This window comes from Cyclonatronum proteinivorum (genome assembly GCF_003353065.1).
Classification (GTDB): domain Bacteria; phylum Bacteroidota; class Rhodothermia; order Balneolales; family Cyclonatronaceae; genus Cyclonatronum; species Cyclonatronum proteinivorum.
Window position 1 is genome coordinate 704183 of record NZ_CP027806.1, and the last position, 25752, is coordinate 729934.

17 protein-coding genes are annotated in these 25752 nt (G+C 50.5%); 12 read left to right on the forward strand and 5 right to left on the reverse strand.

All coding sequences use genetic code 11. From position 1 onward, the window contains the following. Positions 1-732: 732 nt before the first annotated feature. The 7 genes from CYPRO_RS02695 (at position 733) to CYPRO_RS02730 (ending at position 7453) form a co-directional block, all read left to right on the forward strand. Entirely contained in the window at positions 733-2832 is a 2100-nt protein-coding gene (locus CYPRO_RS02695; protein WP_114985669.1) for a S9 family peptidase, read from the forward strand. Positions 2833-3236: 404 nt separating this feature from the next. After that, a complete protein-coding gene (locus CYPRO_RS02705) occupies positions 3237-3416 on the forward strand; it encodes a hypothetical protein (protein WP_114983162.1) in 180 nt (59 codons plus the stop codon). Next, the gene (locus CYPRO_RS02710; protein WP_114983163.1) at positions 3413-3790 is read left to right on the forward strand and encodes a type II toxin-antitoxin system death-on-curing family toxin; all 378 of its coding nucleotides are present in this window, start codon (positions 3413-3415) and stop codon (positions 3788-3790) included. The genes CYPRO_RS02705 and CYPRO_RS02710 overlap by 4 nt, the downstream gene beginning before the upstream one ends. A gap of 180 nt (positions 3791-3970) precedes the next feature. After that, the gene (locus tag CYPRO_RS02715; RefSeq protein WP_114983164.1) at positions 3971-4456 is read left to right on the forward strand and encodes a GNAT family N-acetyltransferase; all 486 of its coding nucleotides are present in this window, start codon (positions 3971-3973) and stop codon (positions 4454-4456) included. A 394-nt stretch (positions 4457-4850) separates the two neighbouring features. Next, positions 4851-6269: a dihydrolipoyl dehydrogenase gene (lpdA, locus tag CYPRO_RS02720; protein ID WP_114983165.1), complete on the forward strand. Its 1419-nt coding sequence runs from the start codon at positions 4851-4853 to the stop codon at positions 6267-6269. 215 nt (positions 6270-6484) lie between these two features. After that, on the forward strand, positions 6485-6925 hold the full coding sequence (locus tag CYPRO_RS02725) for a CBS domain-containing protein (protein ID WP_114983166.1): 441 nt from the start codon (positions 6485-6487) through the stop codon (positions 6923-6925). 150 nt (positions 6926-7075) lie between these two features. Next, a complete protein-coding gene (locus tag CYPRO_RS02730) occupies positions 7076-7453 on the forward strand; it encodes a hypothetical protein (RefSeq protein WP_114983167.1) in 378 nt (125 codons plus the stop codon). A gap of 585 nt (positions 7454-8038) precedes the next feature. Here the strand turns inward: CYPRO_RS02730 and CYPRO_RS16965 are convergent. Both CYPRO_RS16965 and CYPRO_RS02740 read right to left on the reverse strand, forming a co-directional pair. Then, on the reverse strand, positions 8039-8161 hold the full coding sequence (locus tag CYPRO_RS16965) for a nucleotidyltransferase domain-containing protein (RefSeq protein WP_114983168.1): 123 nt from the start codon (positions 8159-8161) through the stop codon (positions 8039-8041). Between the two features lie 143 nt (positions 8162-8304). Beyond that, a complete protein-coding gene (locus tag CYPRO_RS02740) occupies positions 8305-9384 on the reverse strand; it encodes a transporter substrate-binding domain-containing protein (protein ID WP_114983169.1) in 1080 nt (359 codons plus the stop codon). A gap of 258 nt (positions 9385-9642) precedes the next feature. Between CYPRO_RS02740 and CYPRO_RS02745 the strand changes: the two genes are divergently transcribed. The 5 genes from CYPRO_RS02745 to CYPRO_RS02770 all read left to right on the forward strand — a co-directional run bounded on the left by CYPRO_RS02745 (position 9643) and on the right by CYPRO_RS02770 (position 17547). Then, the gene (locus tag CYPRO_RS02745) at positions 9643-11667 is read left to right on the forward strand and encodes a BspA family leucine-rich repeat surface protein (RefSeq protein ID WP_114983170.1); all 2025 of its coding nucleotides are present in this window, start codon (positions 9643-9645) and stop codon (positions 11665-11667) included. Between the two features lie 679 nt (positions 11668-12346). Beyond that, on the forward strand, positions 12347-15700 hold the full coding sequence (locus CYPRO_RS02755) for a BspA family leucine-rich repeat surface protein (RefSeq protein ID WP_114983172.1): 3354 nt from the start codon (positions 12347-12349) through the stop codon (positions 15698-15700). A gap of 120 nt (positions 15701-15820) precedes the next feature. Beyond that, positions 15821-16063, forward strand: a complete 243-nt coding sequence (locus tag CYPRO_RS02760) for a PID-CTERM protein-sorting domain-containing protein (protein WP_114983173.1) — start codon at positions 15821-15823, stop codon at positions 16061-16063. Between the two features lie 429 nt (positions 16064-16492). After that, entirely contained in the window at positions 16493-16813 is a 321-nt protein-coding gene (locus CYPRO_RS02765) for a T9SS type A sorting domain-containing protein (protein ID WP_114983174.1), read from the forward strand. A gap of 230 nt (positions 16814-17043) precedes the next feature. Then, positions 17044-17547: a YciI family protein gene (locus CYPRO_RS02770; RefSeq protein WP_240644817.1), complete on the forward strand. Its 504-nt coding sequence runs from the start codon at positions 17044-17046 to the stop codon at positions 17545-17547. A gap of 68 nt (positions 17548-17615) precedes the next feature. Here CYPRO_RS02770 and uvrA read toward each other — a convergent pair whose 3' ends face one another. The 3 genes from uvrA to CYPRO_RS02785 form a co-directional block, all read right to left on the reverse strand. Then, positions 17616-20438, reverse strand: a complete 2823-nt coding sequence (uvrA, locus tag CYPRO_RS02775) for an excinuclease ABC subunit UvrA (protein WP_114985671.1) — start codon at positions 20436-20438, stop codon at positions 17616-17618. A 337-nt stretch (positions 20439-20775) separates the two neighbouring features. Continuing rightward, positions 20776-22836, reverse strand: coding sequence for an LruC domain-containing protein (locus CYPRO_RS02780; protein WP_164682481.1), 2061 nt, complete (start codon positions 22834-22836; stop codon positions 20776-20778). Between the two features lie 324 nt (positions 22837-23160). Beyond that, positions 23161-25218: an LruC domain-containing protein gene (locus CYPRO_RS02785; RefSeq protein ID WP_114983176.1), complete on the reverse strand. Its 2058-nt coding sequence runs from the start codon at positions 25216-25218 to the stop codon at positions 23161-23163. Between the last annotated feature and the right edge of the window lie 534 nt (positions 25219-25752).

Genomic DNA, 25752 nt, shown 5'->3' on the forward strand with positions numbered 1-25752 from the left:
TTCAAACGTTTTGGACAGATGTGCAACAACTGGTGTGTATGGCTCCACAAAAAAACGGATTATCCGGTTCAACACCGACAACTCCCATGCCATCAACGCCTCGTGCCCGTGCCCTGTAGGGGCACCCTGTGGGTAGAAAGCCGAGACGCCTCCCCGATTTATTGCGTGCCGTAGGTACGCCATGTGCCTGCGGGCGTCAGCAAAAAAAGCAAGGGACCTGTCTTTGATTTGGGGGTTCTGATCTTCCACGAAAGACCTTGATGTTCACGGAGTTTTCCCCAAAAAAAGAAAAAGCGGGCTTGGCAAGGCAGCCGGTTGCAGGCTCACTTTTTTTGGAATGAACCTGCCCAAAAGTGCCCGAAAACCGATATGTTGCGGCTTTGCTTGGCGGGCGTGCTGCGGTGCGGGTAGCGGTTAAAACGCACGGATCGTAATCGCGGTTAACCCGCATTATTCACCAAGAAATTTTCTTGCTGGCAAGGCGAAGCTGAAAACTCGGCGGAGGGGTACCTAAGTACCCTGAGCATGAGTTTTCAGCTTCAACGCCGCCAGCGGGGAAATTTCGCAGCCTTTACACCACACCCAAATTTGGGCTTCAAGTGTTTTTCGTTAAGCCCAACTTAAACTATTATTTAGCATATTAATCCTGTTTAATTGTGAATAATGCGGGTTAAGGCTGTACTTTCATCAAAATACATCATCAAACTTTATGCTGCCCGATGCGCACTGATTATGAACGAACTGAACCAACATCGCAAACACAGCTCCGGACCCGCTTTTCCGGAAGGCATTCAGCCGCCGGTTGCGCGGCAGATTCCGGTTGAACTGAGCATGCACGGGCACACCCGCATCGATCCGTTTTTCTGGATGAAAGACCGCGATAATCCGGCTGTAATCGACTACCTGAAGGCCGAAAATGATTATCTCAAGGCCATAACGGGGCACACGGACGCCTTTCAGGAAGCGCTGTTCAGCGAGATGCGGGCGCGGATTAAGGAAGATGACAGCTCGGTGCCGTATTTCCTGAACGGCTATTTTTACTACACCCGCTACGAAGAAGGGCAGGAGTATCCGATCTATGCCCGGCGTTTTGAGACCATGGAATCCGATGAAGAAATCATTCTGAACGTAAATGAGCTCGCCGAAGGGCAGTCGTACACTTCGGTTGGCGGCGTTTCCGTTAGTAATGACGCCCGCCTGCTCGCTTTTTCGGTCGATCATGTGGGGCGGCGGATTTACACTATCCGGTTCAAAAACCTGGAGACCGGTGCGTTTCTCGAAGATGAAATCCCGGACGTGACCGGTAATCTGAGCTGGGCCGCCGATAACGCCACCATCTTCTACAGCAAACAGGATCCCCAAACCCTGCGCTCGTATCAGATATATCGTCACCGCCTTGGCAGCAATCCGGCAGCGAACGCGCTGGTGTTTCAGGAAGATGACGAGACCTTTACCACCTACGTGAAGCGCACGAAATCGCGCGCGTACATCATGCTGGTTTCGTACAGCACGGTCAGCACCGAGTACCGTTTTATCCCCGCAGATAAGCCGACGGCTACCCCTGAGCTGCTGCAGGCGCGGGCACGGCACCACGAATATTTTGCGGACCATTTCGGGGATCATTTCTACATCCGCACCAATCACGAAGCGCAGAATTTCCGGCTCATGCGCGTGCCGGTCGCTGCGCCGGGCATGGCGAACTGGGAGGAAATCATCCCGCACCGACCGGATGTGCTGCTCGAAGGCATTGACATATTTGCCCGGTACCTCGTGCTCAGTGAAGTGCAGAACGGCCTACCGGTGATCCGAATCCGCGAGTGGGAAAGCGGCGCGGAGCACTACATGGCTTTTGATGAGCCCGCCTACCTCGCCTATACGACGACCAATCTCGCGTTCGATACGCCGGTGCTGCGCTACGGCTACACCTCCCTCACTACGCCGAACTCCATCTACGAATACAACATGGAAACCCGCGCGCATACGCTCCTGAAGCAACAGGAAGTGCGCGGTGATTTCAGCCGGGAAAACTACGTGACGGAACGACATTTCGCTACCGCTGCCGACGGCACCCGCATTCCGGTGTCGCTCGTGTACCGCAAAGGGCTGCGCAAAAACGGGCAGAATCCGCTGCTGCAGTACGGCTACGGCTCCTACGGCTACAGCATGCCGCCGACCTTCAGCAGTGCGCGCCTGAGTTTGCTCGACCGCGGATTCGCGTTTGCCATCGCGCACGTGCGGGGCGGCGAAGAGATGGGGCGCGCGTGGTATGAGCAAGGCAAGCTCGAAAACAAGATGAACACCTTTACCGATTTTATCGCGGTTTCCGAATATCTGATCGCGCAGCGCTTCACCAACCCCTCACAGCTCTACGCGATGGGCGGCAGCGCCGGCGGCCTGCTTGTGGGCGCGGTCATGAACCTGCGGCCCGACCTCTACAACGGCATTGTCGCGCAGGTCCCCTTCGTGGATGTGGTCACGACCATGCTCGACGACAGCATCCCCCTCACCACCGGCGAGTACGACGAGTGGGGCAATCCCAACGACCCGCATTTTTATGAAATCATGCTGGCCTACTCCCCCTACGATCAGGTCAGCGCGCAGGCTTACCCGCACCTGCTCGTGACCTCCGGCCTGCACGACTCGCAGGTGCAGTACTGGGAGCCGACCAAATGGGTGGCCCGCCTCCGCGAGCGGAACACCTCGGAAAACGTCATCCTGCTCAACACCAACATGGATGCCGGTCACGGCGGCGCCTCCGGACGCTTTCAGCGCCTGTGCGAAGTCGCCATGGAATACGCCTTCCTGCTCGAACTCGAAGGCATTCGCAGCTAAACTGCTCGCCTGTTCCCGGTGCCGCTTCGTGCAGGATGGGGCTGAAACCCGGCGTTATAGGCATTTCCGGCTTTTTTATTTTTTGGGTAAAACTCCGAGAACATCAAGGTCTTTCGAGGCAGATCGAATACCCCAAATCAAAGACAGGTCCCTTGCTTTTTGTGGGCAGGCCAAGCTTCTGGTGGGGGAAGGGGAAGGTTGGGGTTGACCTAAGTTTACTCGTTAATGGATGGACTCTTGTCACCGATTCTCAGGATTAGCTAATAACCTTGGTGTGAGCGAGAAAAGAGGGATTGAAACAGATGTGATTTTACCCGGAACTTGATTTATTAGCGGGCTAATGGATATTATCTTGCTTAGAAGATGACAGTATCAAAACTTAAACCATATCTCCTGGCTTCAAAATGGAACTGAAAGCGGAAATCACAGAAATCGTAAATAATTTGCCGGATGAAGCTTTAGAAGAGTTGCTGGCTTATCTGAAGCAGGTGGAAAAAAGAACTGCTGAAAAGTCCAGGAGAGCGGCTGACCTAAAAAAAATTTTAGCGGAAGACCGAGAGCTTCTTGATAAACTGTCAAAATGATCAGCTATGAGGAAGTTCTGGAAATCCATCAGCTTTTGATTCAGGAGTTTGGAGGATTGCCGGGTATCAGGGATGAAAACGGATTACAGTCAGCGCTGGAGCGACCGTTTAGCGGATTTGGAGGTGAAGAATTTTATCCAACTCCTGAAGAAAAGGCCGCTGCTGTAATAGAAAGCCTTCTGAGTAATCATCCCTTTTTGGATGGAAATAAAAGGACCGGTTATGTACTTCTGAGATTGATTCTAATGTCTTATGGCAAAGATATACAAGCGTCACAGGAAGAAAAGTACGATTTTGTAATCTCTGTAGCTTCAGGTAACTACGCTTTTAAAGATGTTGTAAAGTGGATTCAGCAGCGCGTTGTTGACCGGTAAGCAAGGGGCAGCAAGGTAATTAACCACATCAGCTATACCCGTATTTGAGCTGGGAGCAGCTGTTGAGCCCGACCACGGCATTGCTATCCTTCAATCAAAAAGCCTGGTAAACAGGTCTTGCAAATGCCCGCAAACGAGCTTCAAGCTGATTTTCAATCTCAACATTCAACTTCAATCCCCATGACCATCACCGTAAAAATTGCCGACTACGAAGACCCGCAGGATGCCGCGGCCCTGCTCAATATCCTGAACAGCTACAGCCGCGACACAATGGGGCAGGGGCATAACCTTGATCCTTATGTGATTGAAAACCTGATTGCCGAGCTCGAAGACTTCCCGACCGCGGTCAGCTTCCTCGCGTACGCCGACGGTCAGCCTGCCGGGCTTGCGAACTGTTTTCTCGGCCTCTCCACCTTCAGCGCCCGCCGCCTGATGAACATTCACGACCTCGCCGTACTGCCGGAATTCCGCGGACATGGCGTGGGCCGCAAGCTGCTCGAAGCCGTCGAAACCCGGGCCCGGCAAATGCGCTGCTGCAAAATCACCCTTGAAGTCCGCGACGACAACCGCGCCAAAGCCCTCTACCTCCGGCACGGCTACAAGCCCGGAACCCCCGAAATGCTGTTCTGGTCGAAGGGTTTAGAGGTTAGGGGTGAGGGGGGATAAATCAGAATACGGCATGTCAAGGTAAGGCAGAGCAGACTCCATCCTATACATCTGCAACGCTTCATTCGGTTTTGCCTAAACCGCATTGATAGCGCAAAAACAAAAAGCAAGGGACCTTGCCGTAGGTTTGGGATATATCGGGTTGGCAACACAGACAGTGATGCGCACGGAGTTCCCCCTAAATAAAAAATAGAACCTGAAAGCAGTAGTTTGGTGCATCAGGATGATGCTTGCGTTGCGGTCTCAACTTGCAATCCGCGTAGGGCTGCACAAATTACCGTTTCCGGCGGCTCGGTACTCCTCCATCCCCGGTTCTTAACATTTTCACCTAAAATGCCTATTTTAATGAGAATGAATCTCAACCGATAGTATTAACCCGCTCAAAAAAAATATTATGGCAAAAGAATATGATGTAGTTGTGATTGGTACCGGCCCCGGCGGTTACGTAGCCGCCATTCGTGCCTCGCAGCTTGGCCTGAAAACCGCAGTTATTGAAAAAAGAGACTTAGGGGGCGTTTGCCTCAACATCGGATGTATCCCAACCAAAGCACTGCTTAAGTCAGCTGAAACCCTCGAAAAAATTTCCCATGCAGCAGAGTTTGGTCTTGAAGTTGGTGAAGCCAAAGTTAACTTCCCTAATGTGATTAAGCGCAGCCGCGGTGTGGCTGACAAAATGAGCAAGGGCGTTCAGTTTCTGATGAAAGCCAATAAAATTGATGTGGTGCGGGGCAAAGGCCTCCTCGCCGGTAATGGCGAAGTAAAGGTCGTGGATGACAGCAACAAAGAAACCGACCGCCTCAAAGCTGAGCACATCATTATTGCAACCGGTGCACGCAGCCGCGAGCTGCCAAGCCTCAAATTCGATAACGAAACTGTTATCAATTCCGAGCGCGCCATGAAGCTTGAGAAGCAGCCCAAAAAACTCGTAATTGCCGGTGCAGGTGCAATCGGTGTGGAATTCGCCTACTTCTATCACACCATTGGCACGGAAGTGACCATCATCGAGCTTCAGAAATACATTGTTCCCGCCGAAGATGAAGACGTGAGTAAAGAACTCGCCAAAATCTACAAGAAAAAAGGCATGAACATCATGACCGAAAGCTCTGTGGAGAAGGTCACCAAAAAAGGCAACGGCGTTGAAGTCATCGTGAAAACCAAGAAAGGCGAAGAGAAAATCGAAGCCGACATGGTACTTTCCGCAGTCGGCGTTGTGGGCAACGTGGAAGGCATCGGTCTTGAAGAGGCCGGCGTTAAGGTCGAGCGCGGTTCAATCGTCGTGAAGCCCAACACCTACGAAACCGACGCGAAAGGCGTATATGCGATCGGCGATGTCATCGGCGGACCCTGGCTCGCACACAAGGCTTCGCACGAAGCTGTTGAATGTGTAGAGCGTATTGCAGGCCTCGATCCCATCCCCGTTAACCACAAAAACATCCCCGGCTGTACCTACTGCCATCCCGAGATTGCATCCGTAGGGCTCACCGAAAAAGCGGCCAAAGAAGCCGGCTATGAAGTGAAAGTCGGCAAGTTCCCGTTTCAGGCGAGCGGCAAGGCTTCCGCAGCCGGTGCCAATGACGGCTTTGTGAAGGTCGTCTTTGATGCCAAATACGGCGAATGGCTCGGCTGTCACATGATCGGCGAAAACGTTACCGAGATGATCGCCTCCCCGGTACTCGCACGCGATCTTGAGACGACCGGACACGAAGTTATCGCCTCCATCCATCCGCACCCGACCCTCAGCGAAGCGGTGATGGAAGCCGTTGCCGAAGCTTACGGCGAAGGTGTACACCTCGGCACTCCGCCTAAGAAGTAAAAAAAACAAATTATGCGGCCTTTGTTTTAGGGGATGTTCCCCCTCACATACCGCAGATGAACATCAGGCCGGCTTTCCTTTTTTGGGGAAGGCCGGCTTTTTTTATGGAATCAGGTACTTAGCCCGTTTACTCTCTTGATTCTCTTTTAAAAAAAATGCACTATTAAGGGTGACTTAATCCATCGACTGAACACAAACCTTAATGGGGATCGACCATGCAAATCAAAGAAATACTCAAGGTGAAAGGAACAGATGTGTATCATATTGCCCCGGATGCAACCGTGTACGATGCAGTAAAGCTGATGTCTGACTTAAATGTAGGCGGTTTGCTTGTGATGCGCGCGCGCAAAATGGCGGGAATTATTACCGAGCGGGATTACAGAAATAAAATTATCCTGAAAGGCCGGGCGTCAAAAGAAACAGCTGTGGAAGAAATTATGACGACTGAGGTCTTGTGTGTGAAGGACACCGAAACCGTAGAAAGCTGCCTGCAGATAATGACCGAAAAGAAAATCCGCCATCTTCCGGTAATGAATGATGACAACACCGTCGGCGGGATGATTTCCATCGGAGATTTGGTCAAGGCCGTTATCAACAAGCAAAAAGTGGAGATATCAACCCTTAAAAGCTACATTTACGGGGATTCCCCCCTGTAACGATTTTGCCGTTTTTAGCAGAAAAAGCCGTCTAAATTTGGTAGATTAAGAAATTCCGGTTCGGTCGGAAGCACCAAAATTATTTCAAAAGCACCGAACCGGATCTTTGCTGCTATTTCACATCATTCACTAACCTGATTTTTTTCTGCTATGCTTAATACCTGGGTACTCATCCACCTGATTGGTGTTTTCTTTGTTTTTATGGCCCTTGGCGGCACCTTTATTCACGTCATTAACGGCGGCACTAAAGACACCAACAAATGGGCAAAAGGTCTCGCTGCCATGCACGGCGCCGGTCTGCTTGTTATTGTTGTGTTTGGTTTGCTTGGCCTTGTTTCTTTGGGCGTGAAGCCCTCCGAGTTCAACATGTACGTATATCTGAAACTGCTGATTTGGCTCTTCCTCGGGGCCTCGCTCACCATCCCCTACAAAGTAGAAGGCAGCGCCAAAGTGCTGATGTTCGTCATCCCGCTGCTCGCAGCTGTTTCCACCTACGTCGGTCTGAACTACCTGATGCGCATTGGATAGTAGCCTGTCCCTGTTTTTAAACCAACAAAGCCCCGTTGTTCTCACATCGGGGCTTTGTTGGTTTTGGGAGTATGGCCGGATTGATTCAAATCAAAGCGGATTAACCAAATTTTCCGAAAACCCACGGGAAAGCTGCTGTGTGTAAGCCCGGAGCGCACAGGCAAGACAAGCATCTTTATTTTTTGGGTGAAATTCCGAGAGCATCACGGTCAGCATAGCTTGTGAAAAATCCCAAATCAACGGAGTGGCCCGTGGTTTTTTTGGGGGGGCAGCTTCGCATCCAAGTGGTTGAAGGGGGCGTTTTTGACTCAAATGCCAGGTGAATCCAATTAGTGATTCAAAAAAAATAGGGGATACCCGGAGATTTATGGCTCATTCCTCATACACCGTTATTGCTTCTCGCCCTGCTGCATTACATTCTTATAAAAAGGAGTTACGCAGTGTTTTTGATGCCACTCTTTTTGTGAATAAACATTTTGGGCTGATTATTTGGCCCGTATCAAACTCAAGGTCGTAAAGCGGAGAAGTAATTTCCCGCTCCAACTCGGAAGTAACCGCATCAGCACTAAGAAGGATCAAAATGTCCTAATCGGATTCCGGATGTACATTCCCCCTTGCGCGGGAACCGTTCAGATAAACTTCCGCACAAGGATCATACTGCTGTATGATAGACTTAATTTTGCGAATGATATGTGGCTTGGCGTTCATCAGACTCAAATAGTAGGTATAGATGCAGAATAGTTGTGATGAACTGGGAAGAAGGAGTTTGAAAGATTGAGATCACTCAGGCCGACCCAAATTTGTGTATCACAGCAGAAAAGCCTTTGGCTTTCAACAATGCGTCCCCCCCCTCACTCCTCCCCGTAACGCTGCCGGATTTCACTCCACTCGGGGCTGCTGATGAATTCGAGCAGCACGGTATTGATCGCATTTCGGTAGGGAGCGCCAAGCGGCAGGGCGATGCCGTAGTATTGATCGTTGAAGCTGCGGGGCAGCACCTGCACCTCGTTGCGGAACTGCTGATCGGCCTCATACCGGATGATAGGCGCATCGTGCACAAAAGCATCAATGCGGCCGTCGCGGACCGATTCGAGTCCTTCGCGAATGGAGCCGTAGGTCGTGAAACGGATGCGTCTTTCTTCCAGCATGCCAACAGTAGCCGAGCCGCTGAGTACGCCGGTGCGCACAAAGGGCAGGTCCTCAGGGCCTCCGACTTTGCTGTCGAGCTGTGTGATGGTCAGGCTTGACGCAATGGATGCCGTAAAAAAGGAAATCACAATCACCCCGGCGAACATCCATACAAAGCCGACAACGCGCCCGCCCAGCGTACGGGGAGATTTGTCGCCATAGCCCACGGTCGTCATCGTTACGGCTGCCCACCAAAAGCCGGAGCCAATACCCTCAGCCGGACTTCCGCCGAATTCCTGATTTCCCCTGCGCTCAAAAATCCAGACAAGCACGCCCCAAAAGAGCAGCACCCCGAGCAGCAGCGCGAGTATGAACAGAAACTCCGGACTAAACACGGCTAAAAAAGCCTGCCAAACGCCCCGGGGGGTATAGCCGGTTGCAATGCCGAGGCCCGTAACATAAAACGGATGGGTGAAATCCACGACGGCTTCCCGCTCAGCGGTGATGGTGAGGGCTGCCGCCGCGGCAAAAAGGCTGCCATCCTGCACGCCGCTGAGCAGTCCTTCGATATCGCGGGCTTCATACCGGAACGGAATATTCAGCTCTCCGGCGATGTGCTCCCACAGGCTGATGGTGATGCCGGAATAGGTGCCGTCTGCCTCCTCAATAACAAAGGGCGGCGCAATCCGGATACCTACAACAACTTCCTCCTCTGCCGGAAAGCCTGCCGCAGCGGCTTGCAGGGGTTGGGTGATGGAACCGAAAAACAGGATGAGCAGGGTGAAGCAGGAGAACGTTTTCATAATAACCAGGATAAGAAAGCATGGGGTAGATGCAGCAATTTGGCAATTCAGCCGTGGAAAAGCAAACCAAGTGTGAAGTCAGCCTGTGTCGGTTGGGTGAAATGCCGGAAAAAGGTCATCCCAAAAACCGCTTACAATATCATAGGTACCGTTCATGAACTTGTTGTTCGGTTTTTAAGGTCGTGTCCGTAGGTTTGGCCTCCAAAGTATGGTTCAACTAAATCAATAATTTATCACTAAATAACTGTTTAAATTGATATGAAAATATACTTTATTATTGCGGCATTATTTTGCCTGTTCATCGTGCCGGCTGCGGCAACGGCACAGGGAAGCTTCTTTCTCGATTCGAACGGCGTAACCATCAAATGCCCCGGCGCAGCGCCCGGCGAAACCGGAACGGTTAACGGCGTGACCTATGAAGCGGTTGACTCGGATTTGCTCATAGCACGTATTGCAGAAGGTGCTGACTTAACGGTAGTGTGCACAACACCTGTTATCAGTCTGCAAGGTTACTTTTCAGGAAATTCAACATTTAACCAGGATATTAGCAGCTGGGATGTGAGCAATGTGACTATTACAAGATTCCTGTTTGCGAGCGCCACCTCTTTCAATCAGGACATCAGCAACTGGAATACGGAAAACGTTACCAACATGGGATTAATGTTTCAAGACGCAACCTCTTTTAATCAGGATATTGGCGGATGGAACACGAGCAATGTCACAACCATCGAAGGTATATTTCTTGGCGCATCAGCCTTCAATCAGGATATTAGTGGCTGGGATGTGAGCAACGTCACGAATATGTCGACCGCATTTGAATCAATGGCCGCTTTTAACCAGCCATTGAACAATTGGGATACCGGAAGTGTAGTCAGCATGGAGCGTACTTTCCAGAATTCACCGGTTTTTAATCAGCCTTTGGATAACTGGGATGTAAGCAATGTGACCAACATGGTGCAGATGTTTGCAGGTGCTGCCGCTTTCAACCAGGATCTGAACAGCTGGGATGTAAGCAATGTAACCAACATGGCGCAGATGTTCAGCGGTGCAACCGCATTTAACGGAGATATCAGTGCCTGGAATCCGGTATCCGTTCAAAACATGGCAGCTATGTTTAACGGGGCATCTTCCTTTAACCAGGCTATCGGGGGATGGAACACGAGTAGTCTAACGAACATGGTTCAAATGTTTCGCGATGCAGCTTCCTTTAATCAGAATTTGAATGGTTGGGATGTGAGTAATATCAGCAGTTTATTTTCTTTATTTGTCAATAGCGGTTTTAACGGCAATATCAATAACTGGGATGTAAGTAATGTTCAGAACATGTCCCTGTTGTTCAGCAATACGCCCTTTGACCAGGATATTAGCTCTTGGGATGTGAGTAATGTTGAGAATATGTCAAGTATGTTCGAAAACGCTACCTTCAACCAGGATATCAGCACCTGGGATGTGAGCAATGTTAAACTCTTGTTTAACATGTTTGGAAATAACAGCGCATTCAATCAACCCTTAGACAGTTGGGATGTGAGTGGTGTTGTGAATATGAGCAGAATGTTTTCAAATGCGACTTCCTTTAATCAGAATATCAATAGCTGGGATACGGGAAGTGTTACTGATTTTAATTTCATGTTCGATGGTGCCGCTTCTTTTAATCAGCCCCTTGACAACTGGGATATGAGCAGCGCCACACAAATCGCATTTATGTTTCGCAATGCGACTGCGTTTAATCAGCCAATCGGAAGTTGGGATGTGAGCAATGTGACTAACATGAACTATGTTTTTAACAATGCTGAAAGCTTCAATCAGCCGCTTGCAAACTGGGATGTAAGCAGTGCAACATTCATGAGCTTCATGTTTCGGGATGCAGCTTCTTTCAACCAAAATCTGAGCGGATGGTGCGTGGATAACATCACAAGCGAACCGGATCAGTTTGCCGCAGGTGCGCCGCTCGACCCGGCCTTTTTTCCGGTTTGGGGTACCTGTAACCCAACAAGTATTGGTGAGGGCAGCGAGTTTGTCACCACATTTTCCCTTAACCAAAACTACCCCAACCCCTTCAACCCGACAACGCAAATCAGCTACGCCCTGCCCGAAGCGGCGGAGGTGAGGCTTGAGGTGTACAATCTTGCTGGTCAGCGGGTAGCGGTGCTGGTGAACGGCATGCAGACCGCCGGCACGCACACGGTTTCTTTCAATGCCGAGAGCCTTTCGAGCGGGCTGTACCTGTACCGCATCACGGCCGGCAGCTTTACCGAAACCCGGAAAATGATGATGATCAAATAAGCGTACATCAGCCGTAATTACGGCAGCTTACTGGTTTAACCATAGGGGGGACTGCATCTTTGCTGCGGTCCCCTTTTTTATGTGCCGTAATTTTTGGGGGAGGACAACACTCCGGCTGACGCCCTGTTCCGGATCAGGCTTAGCCGGGCAGGCGGTATTCAGATGAGGTGGACTAATCACCAAAACGAGAATAGTGAAACAAAGCAGGATTTTATTCTTGAGAATAAGTTGAAACAGGCACATGCAGTATAAAAATGGCTGCAATAACAGGACAATATATTTATGATTAATTGGCAAATAATGAAGGTATTAAAATTATAAATACAATAAGTTAAAGGGTAAGACATAGTCAGGGTGATCGTAGATTTAAAAGAGAAAATACGCCACCCAAAAAAAACACCGAAACAACTATGTTATCCGGTATAATAAAGAGGTTGATTGATAGCAGTTCCCCGCTTTCAGGCAAATTTTATGAGAAGAAAAAAAGCTGTTCAAATGCTGCCGGATTTCTTATACTCGCATTTAATTTGCGCATAAAACCCTGAAATTTTGAAGGATAGGCCGGATATTTTTGTTTGGGTGTTATTGTAAAGCAAGGCAAGGGGCCTTAGGTTGTAAGCGTTTGTGTGTAGCTTATATGCAGTTTTCACCGGCACTATTTTATTCTAATCATTGAATCATGAAAATACAAAAGGGTATTATTCTTTTGCTTGCAATTCTGTTCGTCCGGCTTGTTTTTACAGCACCGGACGTGAAAGCCGACCCCCCGGCATTATTCTATCTAGCACCCAACGACGTAACCGTGTTATGCCCGGATGCCAACGTGGATGATAAAGGCACCGTGACCATAAATGATGTCGGTATTGAATTCACCAAGCTCGATCGTAACGGAATTTTGGCATTGTTAGGTGATGATGAAAACAATCCGCTGCTGTCAACAACCTGCACCAGCGGTATCACAGATATGAGTGAGTTGTTTTTGAACCGTTCAACCTTTAACCAGCCTATTGGAAGTTGGGATGTTTCCAGTGTAACAAACATGACAGAGATGTTCCGAGCAGCGACTGCCTTTAATCAGCCTATTGGAGATTGGGATACTTCAAATGTTACGAGTATGCAAACTATGTTTGGAAGTGCAGGCAGTTTCAATCAGGCCATTGGAGGTTGGGATACCTCAAGTGTTACGACTATGTTTTACATGTTTTGGGTTGCATCTAATTTCGATCAGCCCATAGGAGATTGGGATACCTCTAGTGTTACGAATATGGACGGAATGTTTGTATCTGCAGCCAGTTTTAATCAGAATCTGAGTGGATGGTGTGTTTCGTTGATAACCTCTACACCATCATTTTTTGATTTCGGTGCATCAGCATGGGTGTTGCCCAATAGCCGGCCTGTTTGGGGTACGTGTCCTACATTCCTGCTTGCATCTAACGGCGTAACCATAACCTGTGTCGCAGCAAATATCGGAGATAAAGGCTTTGTAGGAGCAGATGAATACACCAAGCTCGATCGCGACGGCCTTGACGCGTTACTTACCGCAAATCCTAACAATCCCGAATTCGCCACCACCTGTACCAGTGGTATATTAGATATGAGCAGCTTATTTCAAAACAGGCAAACCTTTAATCAGCCCATTGGAAGTTGGGATGTCTCCAGCGTTACTAATATGTCAAATATGTTTAGTGAGGCCAGGGCTTTTAATCAGGATATCGGCAGCTGGAATGTAAGCAGCGTTACTCGAATGGACGGAATGTTTATGGTTGCCTTTGCCTTCGATCGGGATATTGGCAGTTGGAACGTGAGCAGCGTTACTGATATGGTTAATATGTTTAATGCTGCCATTGCCTTCAATCAGGATATAGGCAGTTGGAATGTGAGCAGCGTTACTGATATGTCTAATATGTTTAGAGATGCCAGGGTATTCAATCATGATATCGGCAGCTGGGATGTGAGCAGCGTGACAAATATGCAATTTATGTTTCTCAGAGCCATGCTTTTTAACCAAGATATTGGTAGCTGGGATGTTAGCAGCGTGACGGGTATGCAAGCAATGTTTAATACCACCCCTTTCAACCAGAATATTGGCAGCTGGGATGTGAGCAACGTGACTCAAATGGTTGGAATGTTTAGAGATAACAGTGCCTTCAATCAGGATATTGGCAATTGGGATGTGAGCAGCGTTACTGATATGTCTAACATGTTTACAAATGCCACTGCCTTCAATCGGGACCTCCGCTGCTGGGAGGTGATGCAAATTACTAATGAGCCCACTGGATTCGGAACATTTGCCAACAAGCCCATCTGGGGTACACGCGGCCATTGCCTGTGGACCGGGAGCACAGATGGCGATCTAAACACAGGCTCCAACTGGGCCGGTAATACTGTCCCGCCCACCAACCTTCCGATGATTTTTGAAAATAATTCCTTGGTGTTAGCCACAGGCACCGATTTCCAAAACGAGGTTCGCGTACGCAGCAGCGGGAGCCTGGTAATTGGCTCCGGCGTACCCGTGCTTTTTTCCGGTGGGATTACCGGAGGCGAAGAGGTTACATTTCAGCGCGATATTAACAGTCACTCCCGCTGGGTAGGTTTTTCGACTCCGGTTTCCGGCGCTGCATTCGCCGGCAATGACGGTCTGTTCAACGCCCTCTGGACTCAGGGATTCCCCGGCTCTGATGATCCCAATGCATCCGCATCATCGGCCAACGTTATTTTTTATGACGAGGCCAGCGCCACGTTTACAGCGCCCGGGTCAAATACAATAGAAGCCGGTAAAGGGTATTTTATCTACGTGTTTGAACGAAAAGACCGTGATGATGAGAATACAGCCCTCGAATTTCCTCTAACTACGCAGCTTACGGGCCCCGAAAACAGCTTTGGTGCCGAAAACCGCTTCACGTTCTCTGTAAGCCAGGAAAGCACTGACGGCTGGAACCTGCTCGGTAACCCGTTTGCCGCCTCGCTCGACTGGGCGAATGGGGACTGGACTAAAACCGGTATAGATAATTTCGCCTATCTGTGGAATCCGGCCACCGGCAACTATCAGGTTACGACCGGCGGCAGTGATAGCCCAGATAACGTTGAAGGCATCACAGCAAGTAACCATATTGCGCCCTTTCAGGCCTTTTTTGTGAAAGCCAACAGCGCAGGGCCTGAACTCTCTGTTCCAGCAACTGCCCGCTCAGTCAATGCTGCAAATGCCGGTTTGTTCAGCGAATCACCGGCTCCGGTATTTACGCTCAAATTAGAAGCAGGCGGTCACGAATCCTTCACCGGTTTCCGGTTTGGCGAAGAATATTCACAGGAGTTCGGCCACAACGATGCCTACTTCCTGTCACCAATGGCGACATCCTTTGCCTACACCTACTCGGTTAAGGGTAACAACGCTACCATGCTGAACTCGCTTCCCCTCGATATGGATGAGGCTGTGTCCTTCCCGATTGCGGCGGGCGCGTTCGCCGATTATCAGTTCTATGAAGGCGAAGCGACCTTCAGCTGGCCGACCTTTTCGAACATTCCATCAGGCATGGTCATCACCCTTACCGACACGCATACCGGGGCGGTAATCGACCTTCGCGAAGAGCAGTCGTACAGTTTCCAGATGTCAGCAGCCGGACTCATGCAGAAAGGGGCAGAAGTTAAGAACTTCCGTGATCTTCAGGCGGATGGCAGCCCGGTCATGAGCCCGATGTTTGCCGGCGAGCGCTTTGTGCTCACCATCGACCCGGAAATCACAACTGACATTCCAACCGATGGGCAGCTGCCGGCCGAGTTCGCGCTCCATCAAAACTACCCCAACCCCTTCAACCCGGCTACGCAGATTCGCTACGAACTGCCCGAAAGCGCGGAGGTGAGGTTGGATGTGTTCAACATTCAGGGTCAGCGCGTTGCTACGCTGGTAAACGGGCAACAAAACCCGGGCATCCATACCGTTCGATTCAACGGTTCAGCCCTGTCAAGTGGGGTGTACCTGTACCGGCTTCAGGCGGGAACGAAGGTACTCACCCAAAAAATGACGCTCATCAAATAAGCCGTCAATTTAACGTACGCAGCAACTACTGCGCCTGACCTAAAACCCATTTAACCGAAGCCGGCAATTTTCCGGCTTCGGTTGTAACAGCAAATTTACCGAACACTCTTTCTTTCAGCCATGAAATTCCTTTTATCCGCACTTACCGTTACCCTTTTTCTGCTCTGTGCAGATTTCACCCCAACCGTTGCGCAGGACCGCAGTCAGCAGCTTTGGCAGGACAATGCGCCCGCGCAGCCCATGAACAACCCCGGTCCGCCGCAGCTGCCGGGTGCACCAACCCAAACCCCGATCGGCAGCGGACTTGCACTGCTGCTTGCCGCCGGCGGAGCTTATGCGGTCAAAAAACTCCGGGATAAATAACAGCGCGCCAAACCCGAATTACAACGATTCCGCTATCCCCGCCCTTCTGATCGGGCTGCTTACTTGCAGCTCCGGAGAAGTTGGGCGGGAGGAACAGCGCCGGTCGTTTGCCGGCCAAATGATACAGCATTACCTGTTTTGAGCGCTTAGAACGACAGGGGCGATTGGGGGGCAAAACAGTCGTTAGGTATGCCTTAACACAAGCCCGGAAAACAGGTATCAGGTTCGGGTCATGGTTGGGTCAAGGTCGGGTCATGCTTTGGTCATGCTTTGGTCATGCTTTGGTCATCCTTTAGTCAAGCTTTGCAGAGTCTGCTGTATGCGTTGGGGTAAACTTGGGCGGCTCCGCTTGGGTACAAACGCACACCCGAAGGACACCAAAGCGAGACAAGAAGGTGACCCAACGCAGATAAAAGTAGTGCCCGCTTTGTGCTCACCATCGATCCGGGAATAAGCACCGACATCCCGTCCGAGGGTCAGCTCCCAACCGCGTTCGCGCTCCATCAAAACTACCCCAACCCCTTCAACCCGGCTACGCAGATTCGCTACGAACTGCCCGAAAGCGCGGAGGTGAGCCTTGAAGTGTACAACCTTGCCGGTCAGCGGGTAGCGGTGCTGGTGAACGGCACGCAGACGGCCGGCACGCACACGGTTTCTTTCAATGCCGAGAGCCTTTCAAGCGGGCTGTATTTGTACCGCATCACGGCCGGCAGCTTTACCGAAACCCGGAAAATGATGATGATCAAATAAGCGTACATCACCGTTCTTGCGCAGCTTACGGGCTTAACCTTAGGGGGGGACTGCATCTGTGTTGCGGTCCCCTTTTTTATGCCGGAATTTTTGGGGGAGGATGAAATTCCCCTGAAGGCACAAGGATGCTTTTCCTTACCTTAGGTTTTTAGGCCTGCATTTTTCTTTTGCGAACGCAACCGTTTGCCGGATTTCCTCAACCCCCGTCAATTATCCTTTAAAGGCTCATTATGAATAAAATGCTTTTCCTGCTTACTGTGGCCGTAATTTTGGGAGGATGTTCTGCATCCTCCGATCATGCGGGGGATGAAGCCGGTTTACAGACCCCTTTGACTGAAAGCGGGACTCAGCTGTTTGATGCTGCACTCGCTGAAGAACTCGGTGCCGATCTGTACGGGATGCGCCTGTATGTGATGGCATTCCTGAAGGCAGGGCCAAATCAGGAGATGTCCGCTGAACAGGCAGCGGAGCTGCAGCGCGGACACATGGCGCACATCAGGCAGCTTGCGGAAGCGGGCGAGCTGATTCTTGCAGGGCCGTTTGTCGGCAGTGCAGATGTACGGGGAATATTCCTGTTCCGGACCGATTCGGTAGAGCACGCCCGTACCCTTACGGCACAGGACCCGGCCGTAGCCGCAGGACGACTTGAGATGGAGCTGCATCAGTGGTACGGTTCGGCGGCACTGCTTCAGACCCCCGATTTCCATGCCCGGATTGCAAGGGAAAATCCCTGAGGCCATCCTGTCCGGGCTTCTTTCGGTACGGTTTTAAAAAAATGATGCCGGACCGGGCCTGGCAACCATCATCCTAACAAATCCTTCAGGAAGCGTCCCGTGTGGCTTTCTGGGATTAGTGCAATTTCCTCCGGCGTGCCGGTGCCCACAATGGTGCCGCCCCCGTAGCCGCCCTCCGGACCCACATCAATAATCCAGTCGGCGCTTTTGATGACATCCATGTTGTGCTCGATGATGATGACCGAGTTGCCGATTTCAATCAGCCGCTGAAAGCTTTTGAGGAGGCGGTTTACGTCGTCGAAGTGCAGACCCGTTGTGGGCTCATCGAAGAAGTACAGGGTGTGTCCGCTGTCGTTGAAGGAAAGGAAGCGGGCGAGCTTTACGCGCTGCGCCTCACCGCCGCTAAGGGTGTTGCCGCTCTGACCCAGCCGGAGATAGCCCAGACCCACATCTTCCATGACTTGCAGGCGGTTGGTGATGGCGCTTTCATCCACGAAAAATTCCAGCGCCTCCGAAATGCTCATTTCCAGCACCTGCCAGATGTTGCGCCCCCGGTACTCGACGGTGAGCAGGTCTTTGCGGTAGCGCTTGCCACCGCAGGCTTCGCAGGGCAGCTCGATATCGGCCAGAAACTGCATTTCGATGGTTTGGATGCCTTCTCCCTGACACGCTTCGCAGCGGCCACCGGGTTTGTTGAAGGAGAAATCGCCCGCATTAAAGCCCATGATTTTGGCCTGCCGCGTATTCGCAAACACATCGCGGATGCCGTCGAAAGCCTTGGTGTAGGTCGCCGGATTGGAGCGCGAGGAGCGCCCGATGGGCGACTGATCGACCATTTCAACTTTGTCGATGTGGTGAATGCCTTCCAGCTTTTTGAAACGCCCGACCTTGCCGCTGTAGCTGCCCAGCTCTTTTTGCAGGCCCGCGTACAGGGTGTGATGGGTGAGGGTTGACTTGCCGGAACCGCTCACGCCGGTTACGCAGGTGAGCACGCCGAGCGGGAATTCGGCGTCCACGTTTTTGAGGTTGTGTTCGGATGCGCCTTTGAGCCGGAGCCAGTTGGTGGCTGTGCGGCGTATGGCGGGCAGCGGAATTTCATCCTTGTTGCTGAGGTAGCGCCCGGTAAGCGTTTTGGCTTTAAGTAAATCCGGGAAGGGACCGTGGAAAACGACTTCGCCCCCATGAATACCGGCGAAGGGGCCGATATCGATGATGTTGTCGGCGGATTTCATCATTTCGGGGTCGTGCTCCACTACGAGCACGGTGTTACCGATGTCGCGCAGCGTTTTGAGGATGCCGATGAGGCGCGTATTGTCGCGCGGGTGCAGGCCGATGGTCGGCTCGTCGAGCACATAGAGGCTGCCGATGAGCGAGCTGCCGAGCGAGTTGGCGAGGCTGATGCGCTGCGCTTCACCGCCGCTGAGGGTGTTGGTGAGGCGGTCGAGGGTGAGGTAGTCAAGCCCCACATCATTCAGGTACTTGAGCCGCTTGCGGATTTCGTATAAAATCTGACTCGCAATGCCGAGCTCGTATTCGCTGAGTTCGAGCTTATCGAAATATTCCTGTGCGTGCCCGATGGTCATCTCACAAACTTCCCCGATGTGCAGGCCCCCGACTTTCACGTACTGCGCGTCCCGGCGGATGCGGTAGCCGTCGCACTCGGGACACCGGCTGTACCCGCGGAACCGCGCGTAAAAAATGCGCATGTGCATTTTGTAAAACTCGCTTTTGATCCCTTCAAAAAAGCTGTTGAGGCCGATGTATTCGTCCCTGCCCTTCCATAAAATGTCTTTGACGGTTTTGGGAAGTTCGCGGTAGGGGGTGTCGATGGGCAGCTGATACCGGGCCGCAACTTTAATGAGATCGCGCAGGTTGTCGGAGAAGCGCGCGCCGCTGTAGGGTGCGATGGCGCCGCCGCGGATGGTCTGATCGGGATCGGGAATTACGAGATCTTCATCAATTCCCGTTACCCGCCCGAAGCCTTCGCAGTGCTTGCAGGCGCCGAAGGGATTGTTGAAGGAAAACATCTGCGGCGTTGGCTCTTCGAAAGCCATACCGTCGAGTTCGAAGCGGTCGCTGAACACGTGCTCGTCCCCGCCCCGCATGCGGATGTAGCACACGCCGAAGCCTTCGCGAAAAGCGGTCTCGATGGAGTCGGCCATGCGGCTGCGTACTTCGCGATCATCTTTCAGGATGAGGCGGTCAACCAGAACCCGGTGCACGTTGCGCTTGATTTGCTGCGGGGTGTATTCGTCACGGCTGAGGTCCAGGATGCTTTCATCTGCGGTTAGGATGCGGGTGAAGCCTTTTTCGCGGAGCACGTCGAGTTCTTCCGTTACTTTCTGATCCCGGTTGGGGATGCCAAAAAGCACGTAAAACCGGCTCCCTTCTTCAAATTCCCGGAACAAAAAATCTATGACCGTAAACGGATTCTCTTTTTGTACCTGCCGTCCGGATACCGGCGAAAAAGTCTTGCCGGCGCGTGCGAAGAGCAAGCGGCAGTAGTCGTAAATCTCGGTTGTAGTACCGACTGTGGAGCGCGGGTTGGAGGTTGTATTCTTTTGCTGAATCGCCATGGCCGGTGAGATTCCCTGAATGAAATCCACATCGGGCTTATCCATGCGCTCGAGAAACTGACGGGCGTAGCTCGAAAGGCTTTCTACGTAGCGGCGCTGCCCTTCGGCGTAGATGGTGTCGAACGCCAGACTCGATTTCCCCGAACCCGATACCCCGGTAATCACGGTGAGTTTGTTTCGGGGGATGGTGACATCGATGTTTTTCAGGTTGTGTACCCGTGCCCCTTTTATGATGAGCGGGCGTTCCTGTGCCTGACGGCTTGCTGCCGTTTGGGTAATGGATTCGGATTCAGCGGGCGTTTCGGATGGGTTCATGGATGCGTGCTGCATTTCGTGACATGAGATTACGGACCAATTAAACCGAACAAGGCCACCATGGAAAACATTCTGAGACCTTTGCTTTCGGGGAAAGAGAACGGTCTTTAAAATACGGAACCTGAGACTGGTGTACCGGAATTGTTTAACCCGTTAATCATAACAAACACCAGCTTATTGACGCATAAGTAATGCAGATAAGAGCTGTAAGGCCATCATCCCAAAATACAAGCCAAAAAAAACGGGCCCGCCTCTCCGGCAAGACCCGTTTCAACCATGAAAAATCTGATACTTAAGCTGCGTTTAGTTCAAACGGAGCCTGACTGTTTTTTTGTTATTAATCTTCTCCGTTACCGTTGCCGGTGTTTGGATTGACAAAGAGCTTGCTGTTATCGCGGAAGCCGGGTTCGTCACGGTACCAGTTTTTGTAAACATCACCCCCGGACTCAGCCCAATCAGCGAAGCGCAGCATAGCGTTGGTCATGTCAACGTTTTCGCGGGGATAGGGTACGCTTTCAGGGATGTTGATGCCCCAGTTCATGTTGGCACGGCTTTGATACCAGCGCCCCTGATCAGGCTTGGAGCCATCGTCGCGGGTACCGAACAGGCTCATGTCGGCGAGCGCGGTTGGTTTCGTACCGGGAAGGTGAATTTCGCGCTTGCGCTCATTATTCCGGAACGTAAAAGGATTGTAGGGAGCAGCGCCAAGCTGTGCACGGGACACCGGATTCACGAAGGTAACGGTGATGGTGAGTTCGTCGTAAGGTACTGCGCGCGCCGGATCAAGCACATTCGCAAAGCCGGGCAGGTTGTAGTTGGCATCATCAAAAGCGATGATGACCGCGTTCGGATGGCCTGCTTCAAGACCATTTGGAAGGGTTTCAATCGTACCGGTTGTCAGACGGTTACCGCTTACGCTGGCAATATTCGATGCAGGTACATTATCAAGCGAAATTCCAAAAGCGTTACGGAAAGCTGCTCCGGTAGCGCGAATCCGCAGGCTGATTTCAATTTCTTCAACATTATTGTTGGCGTTGGCGGTTTCCTTCACCTGATAATCTACAACGAGGTCGTTCATGTCATAGTCGCCGTAAGAAGGCCACAGGTCTTCGAAAGCGAGGGTACCGAAACGGTCCTCTGCTGGAGCGAAATTTTCAATTTTTCTTACGGGTGCTTCAGGGTTACCAAGAACCGGTACTTCCGACATATCAACGCTCTGTACAGGATTCCAGGAGGTAAAAAACATCACATCATTGAAGTCTTCATCGCTTGAACCCTGACGGGAAATATCCTCCCAGCCTAATACCAGTTTTTCTTCAGCCGCATCATAAACAACCACAAGATGCTCTCTTTTTGTAGGATCTGAAATATGAGTGTTGAGATTCCGGTCAGAGTAGTGAATCCAGCGGCCTGAGGTAAGCTCACTGCTGCTTGGTTTCCAGCCATCAGCAATCAGGAAAAACCCGATACGTGTACCTGCCGGGAAAGCCTGAAAATCGAGTTCACCATCGAGAGGGCCTACAAGCTGTACCTTATCTCCTGCATTCAGCGCGCCATCACGGAAGTGGGCATGCGGGAAAATGATGTAATGTGTATCAATGTCGGCAGGAGTTTGTGGCTTGGTATCTTCCGTGTAATAGTAGTAGCCCATTGCGTTTCTGTAACCGGCACCTGTACCGATAAAGGTTACCCATACGTGTGCATCTTCAGTAAGGACAATGTCACGTGGAATATTGGGATCCAGTAATTCCGGCTTATCACGCGGTACACGCTGATTGCCAGGCAAAAAAGCATCAATTCTGTCCAGAAATGCCATGTCAAGCTCGTCAGGTACAGTCAGATAATCCGGACGGCCAACGCTGTTCCATGTGCCGATCGGGGTGAATGTGATATCCTGAAGGCGGAGCGGCTCAGGCATGGTCTGCTCAGAGTTAAAAGGAGCGGGTTCATTTACATTTCTGAACATGCTTTGTGTAGCTGCGGGCTGATAGACGTATGAGGCCGTACGATTTGCGATGGGCACCTCCGCGAAGCTTTCCACACCAATGAAATCAGTAGTAATAAAGAGGCTTTCAAGCCGGGTGGGAACAGTGATCGTCGTGTTAAGCTGACCGCTGCTGTCCAGAAAGAAAGAGCCAAGCCGGCTTCCTGGTTCGTCTTCGTCAGCGGGATCCGCATCATACACGTGATAGATGACGTTAGCGACCGGCTGACCGTTCGCAAGTCTTGAAGTGATGTTAAGCTCAACTTCCTGTGTGCTGCTGAAGGTAAAACCTGAGGGCACATTTAATCCGGCAAAACCATCGCGATCATTGTCACTTCCCGGAGCGCTTGAGTTACACGCTGTAAGAGCTGCGCCGGTCAGCATTACAAAAATGAGGTAAAGGAGATTTTTCATAGCATAATTAATTAAATTGTTCATTGCTTATATATGATAAGAATACCGCGGTCAATATTGCGGGAAAATTCGATAAATACGCCGGAAACCAAGATAAACAGGGCATAATTGCTCATAAGCCAATTTGGCGGAGCGGAAAAACGGTTAGGCTTCAAATCAGAACTCACCAAATCGAAAATAAACTTTGGTTTATACCGGTCTTTTACAGGTGTGATAGCAGGCTGTTCTCAAGGCAAAAAAAGAGCCCAACCGGTCAGGGAAGGGCTCTTGTATGGGTATATATGTTTTAGTAAAGTTGAGTTTCTATCACCAGGCTATGAGAGATTAGTCTTCCTCATCACCTTCATTGCCACCCGCATTCGGGTTTATGTATAGAGCGCTCTGGTTTCTGTTTTCGCCTTCGTCTTTGTACCAATTTGCGTGGTCTGAACCACCGCTTTGGGCCCAATCGCCAAAGTATTTGTAGGCTTGCAGGAAGCTGGCGTTTTCATGCGGATAGGGGATCTGATCCGGTACATTCAACGCCCAATTCAGATTGCCATTGCTAATGTAGAATCTTCCTGCCGATGGGTCGGAGTCATCATCACGTGTACCAAACTTGCTCGTATCAGCAAGATTCGAAGGCTTTCGGCCAGGCAGGTGTATTTCGTGACTCCGCTCGTTGGTACGGAATGAGAAAACATTGTACGGGCTGCTTCCCAAAAGCATTTTGGGTACAGGGTTTGTAAAAGTTACGGTAACAGTAACAGTGTCATAGTCAACATGTGCCCGGTGCGGATAGACATTGCTAAAAGTTGGCATGTTAAGGTTCGAATCATCAAAAGCGATGATGGTTGCCCACTGCTGCTCGTTTTCGGTGCCATTGCCATTGGTTGTGATATTGCCGGAAGTGAGGCGATTCCCGCTAACACTCGCAACATTTGAAGGGGGAACATTATCAAACATGAAACCCAATCCGCTGCTGATGGTCGCCCCTGTTGCCCGAATTACAAGGGTAAATTCAATTTCTTCCACATTGTTGTTGATATTAGCTGTTTCTTTTGACTGATAGCTAACAACAAGGTCGTTCATGTCATAGTCGCCATAAGATGGCCATAGATCTTCAAACAAAAGAGTGCCAAAGCGGTCTTCGGCCGGGCCGTAATTGTAGATTTTAGGATCAGAGTTGTTCGGATCTGGTAAAACGGGAACACCGTCAGGATCAACTGCCCCTTCAAGGGTCCATGTGGCATAAAAAATCAAATCATTGAAATCGTTACTGGATCTGTTATTAGCACTTCTGACCATGTCTTCCCAACCAAAAACCAGTTTCGATTCTTGAACGTCATATAGCACAACAAGATGCTCCTCTAAACCTGGATCAGAGTGATCGGTGTTATGCTCGTAATTAGATGAATGGGTATGAAGATGGCCTCTTTCTCTTACCGAGCCATCGTTATGCCATCCGTTTGCTACAAGAAACCAACCAATGTAGGTGCCGGCAGGAAAAATACCGTCAGTTCCCGGAATGCGAAGCTGAACTTTATCGCCTGCGTTTAAAATTCCGTCCTCTAAGCGCGCTCTTGGAAATATGATATATTTGTCATCAATATCATCCATTGATTGAGGTTTGGTATCAGCAGTATAAGTATAGAATCCAAGGGCATTATTGTAGCGGGCGTCAGGATCACTATGCACAAAGGTAACCCAGACCTGCCCTTCAGACTCTAAGTAAAGGTCTCTTGGTATGGTGCTGTTCAGCAGCTCAGGTCTGTGTACAGCAATGTTAGATCCGTCTAAAACATCATTGATACGTTCTAAAAAATCATAATTTAAATCGTCGGGAATTACAAGGTAGTCTGGCCGTCCAGTTGTTAGATCCCATTCACCGATTGGCGTAAATTGACTGTTGAGGAGTCCGGCAGGCTGATTCAGGAAAGAATCAGAGGTACTTGCCATCTCCTGTGGGTTTGCAACAGCTCGCGAAGCAGCAGGTTGATGGGTATAGTGAATTGAGTTGCCGGATACGGGTACGGGGGTCAGGTGGGCAGCGCCAATGAAGTTGGTTGAAATATATACTTCGTCGAGATGCGCGGGTATTTCAAGGGTTGTGTTCAGCGAGCCGTTATCATCCAGAAAAAAGGAGGAGAGGCGTGAACCGCCCTCGTTGGGGTGACCGTCCCAAATATGATATACAGCCCTTGCAAGGGGTTGACCACTCGGCAGTTTGGCACTGATGGAGATTTGTGCCTCTTTGGTTGAAGAAAACAGGAAGGAATCCGGAATGTTTAAACCGAAGGGGTTGCTGTCTTTTTCGTCATGGGGCTGGAGAGAATTTCCTGAACATGCAGAAAGCATGAATAGCAGGACGACTAAGGCGGATAGATTATTTATAGGTGTCATAGCGTTGTACCTTGGAAAATTTAAAAGCACGTAAAATGTAACTCCGGTGGTGCTAAGTTGAATATCCGTACTAATGCCTACATTGAAAAGTAGCTTTCGATGAACACCCCTAATTCTTCGATGAATTAAGGAGCCTTAGCCTGAGCACCCCGTAAAACCGGCAAATTATTCTTAATCAATCGTTTAATTCGCTGGAGAGTGGCTATACTACAGCTACAGATACCTGATTTTAGGGTAAAATGCCGGGTAGTCACTGGTATGTTGCCGGGAGGAAAGTACGCGGGTTTTTACGGAAGATATGCCCGGATAAACCGGTATTGGTTAGCGGAAAATTTTTTGGTAACAGCTTCAAGATCGCAAGCAAGTTAATTTTATATCCCATTGGGAGTGCACAACTTAAGGCCATTGCTATCATACCTTAAGAAGCTGTTACCTGATTGCTTGCATTGAGTTAAATGGATGTAACATCATTAATGGGTGCTAATCAATGTCGCTCACTGTTTCAACGCTTGTGTATCTTAAGGTGTTAGCACA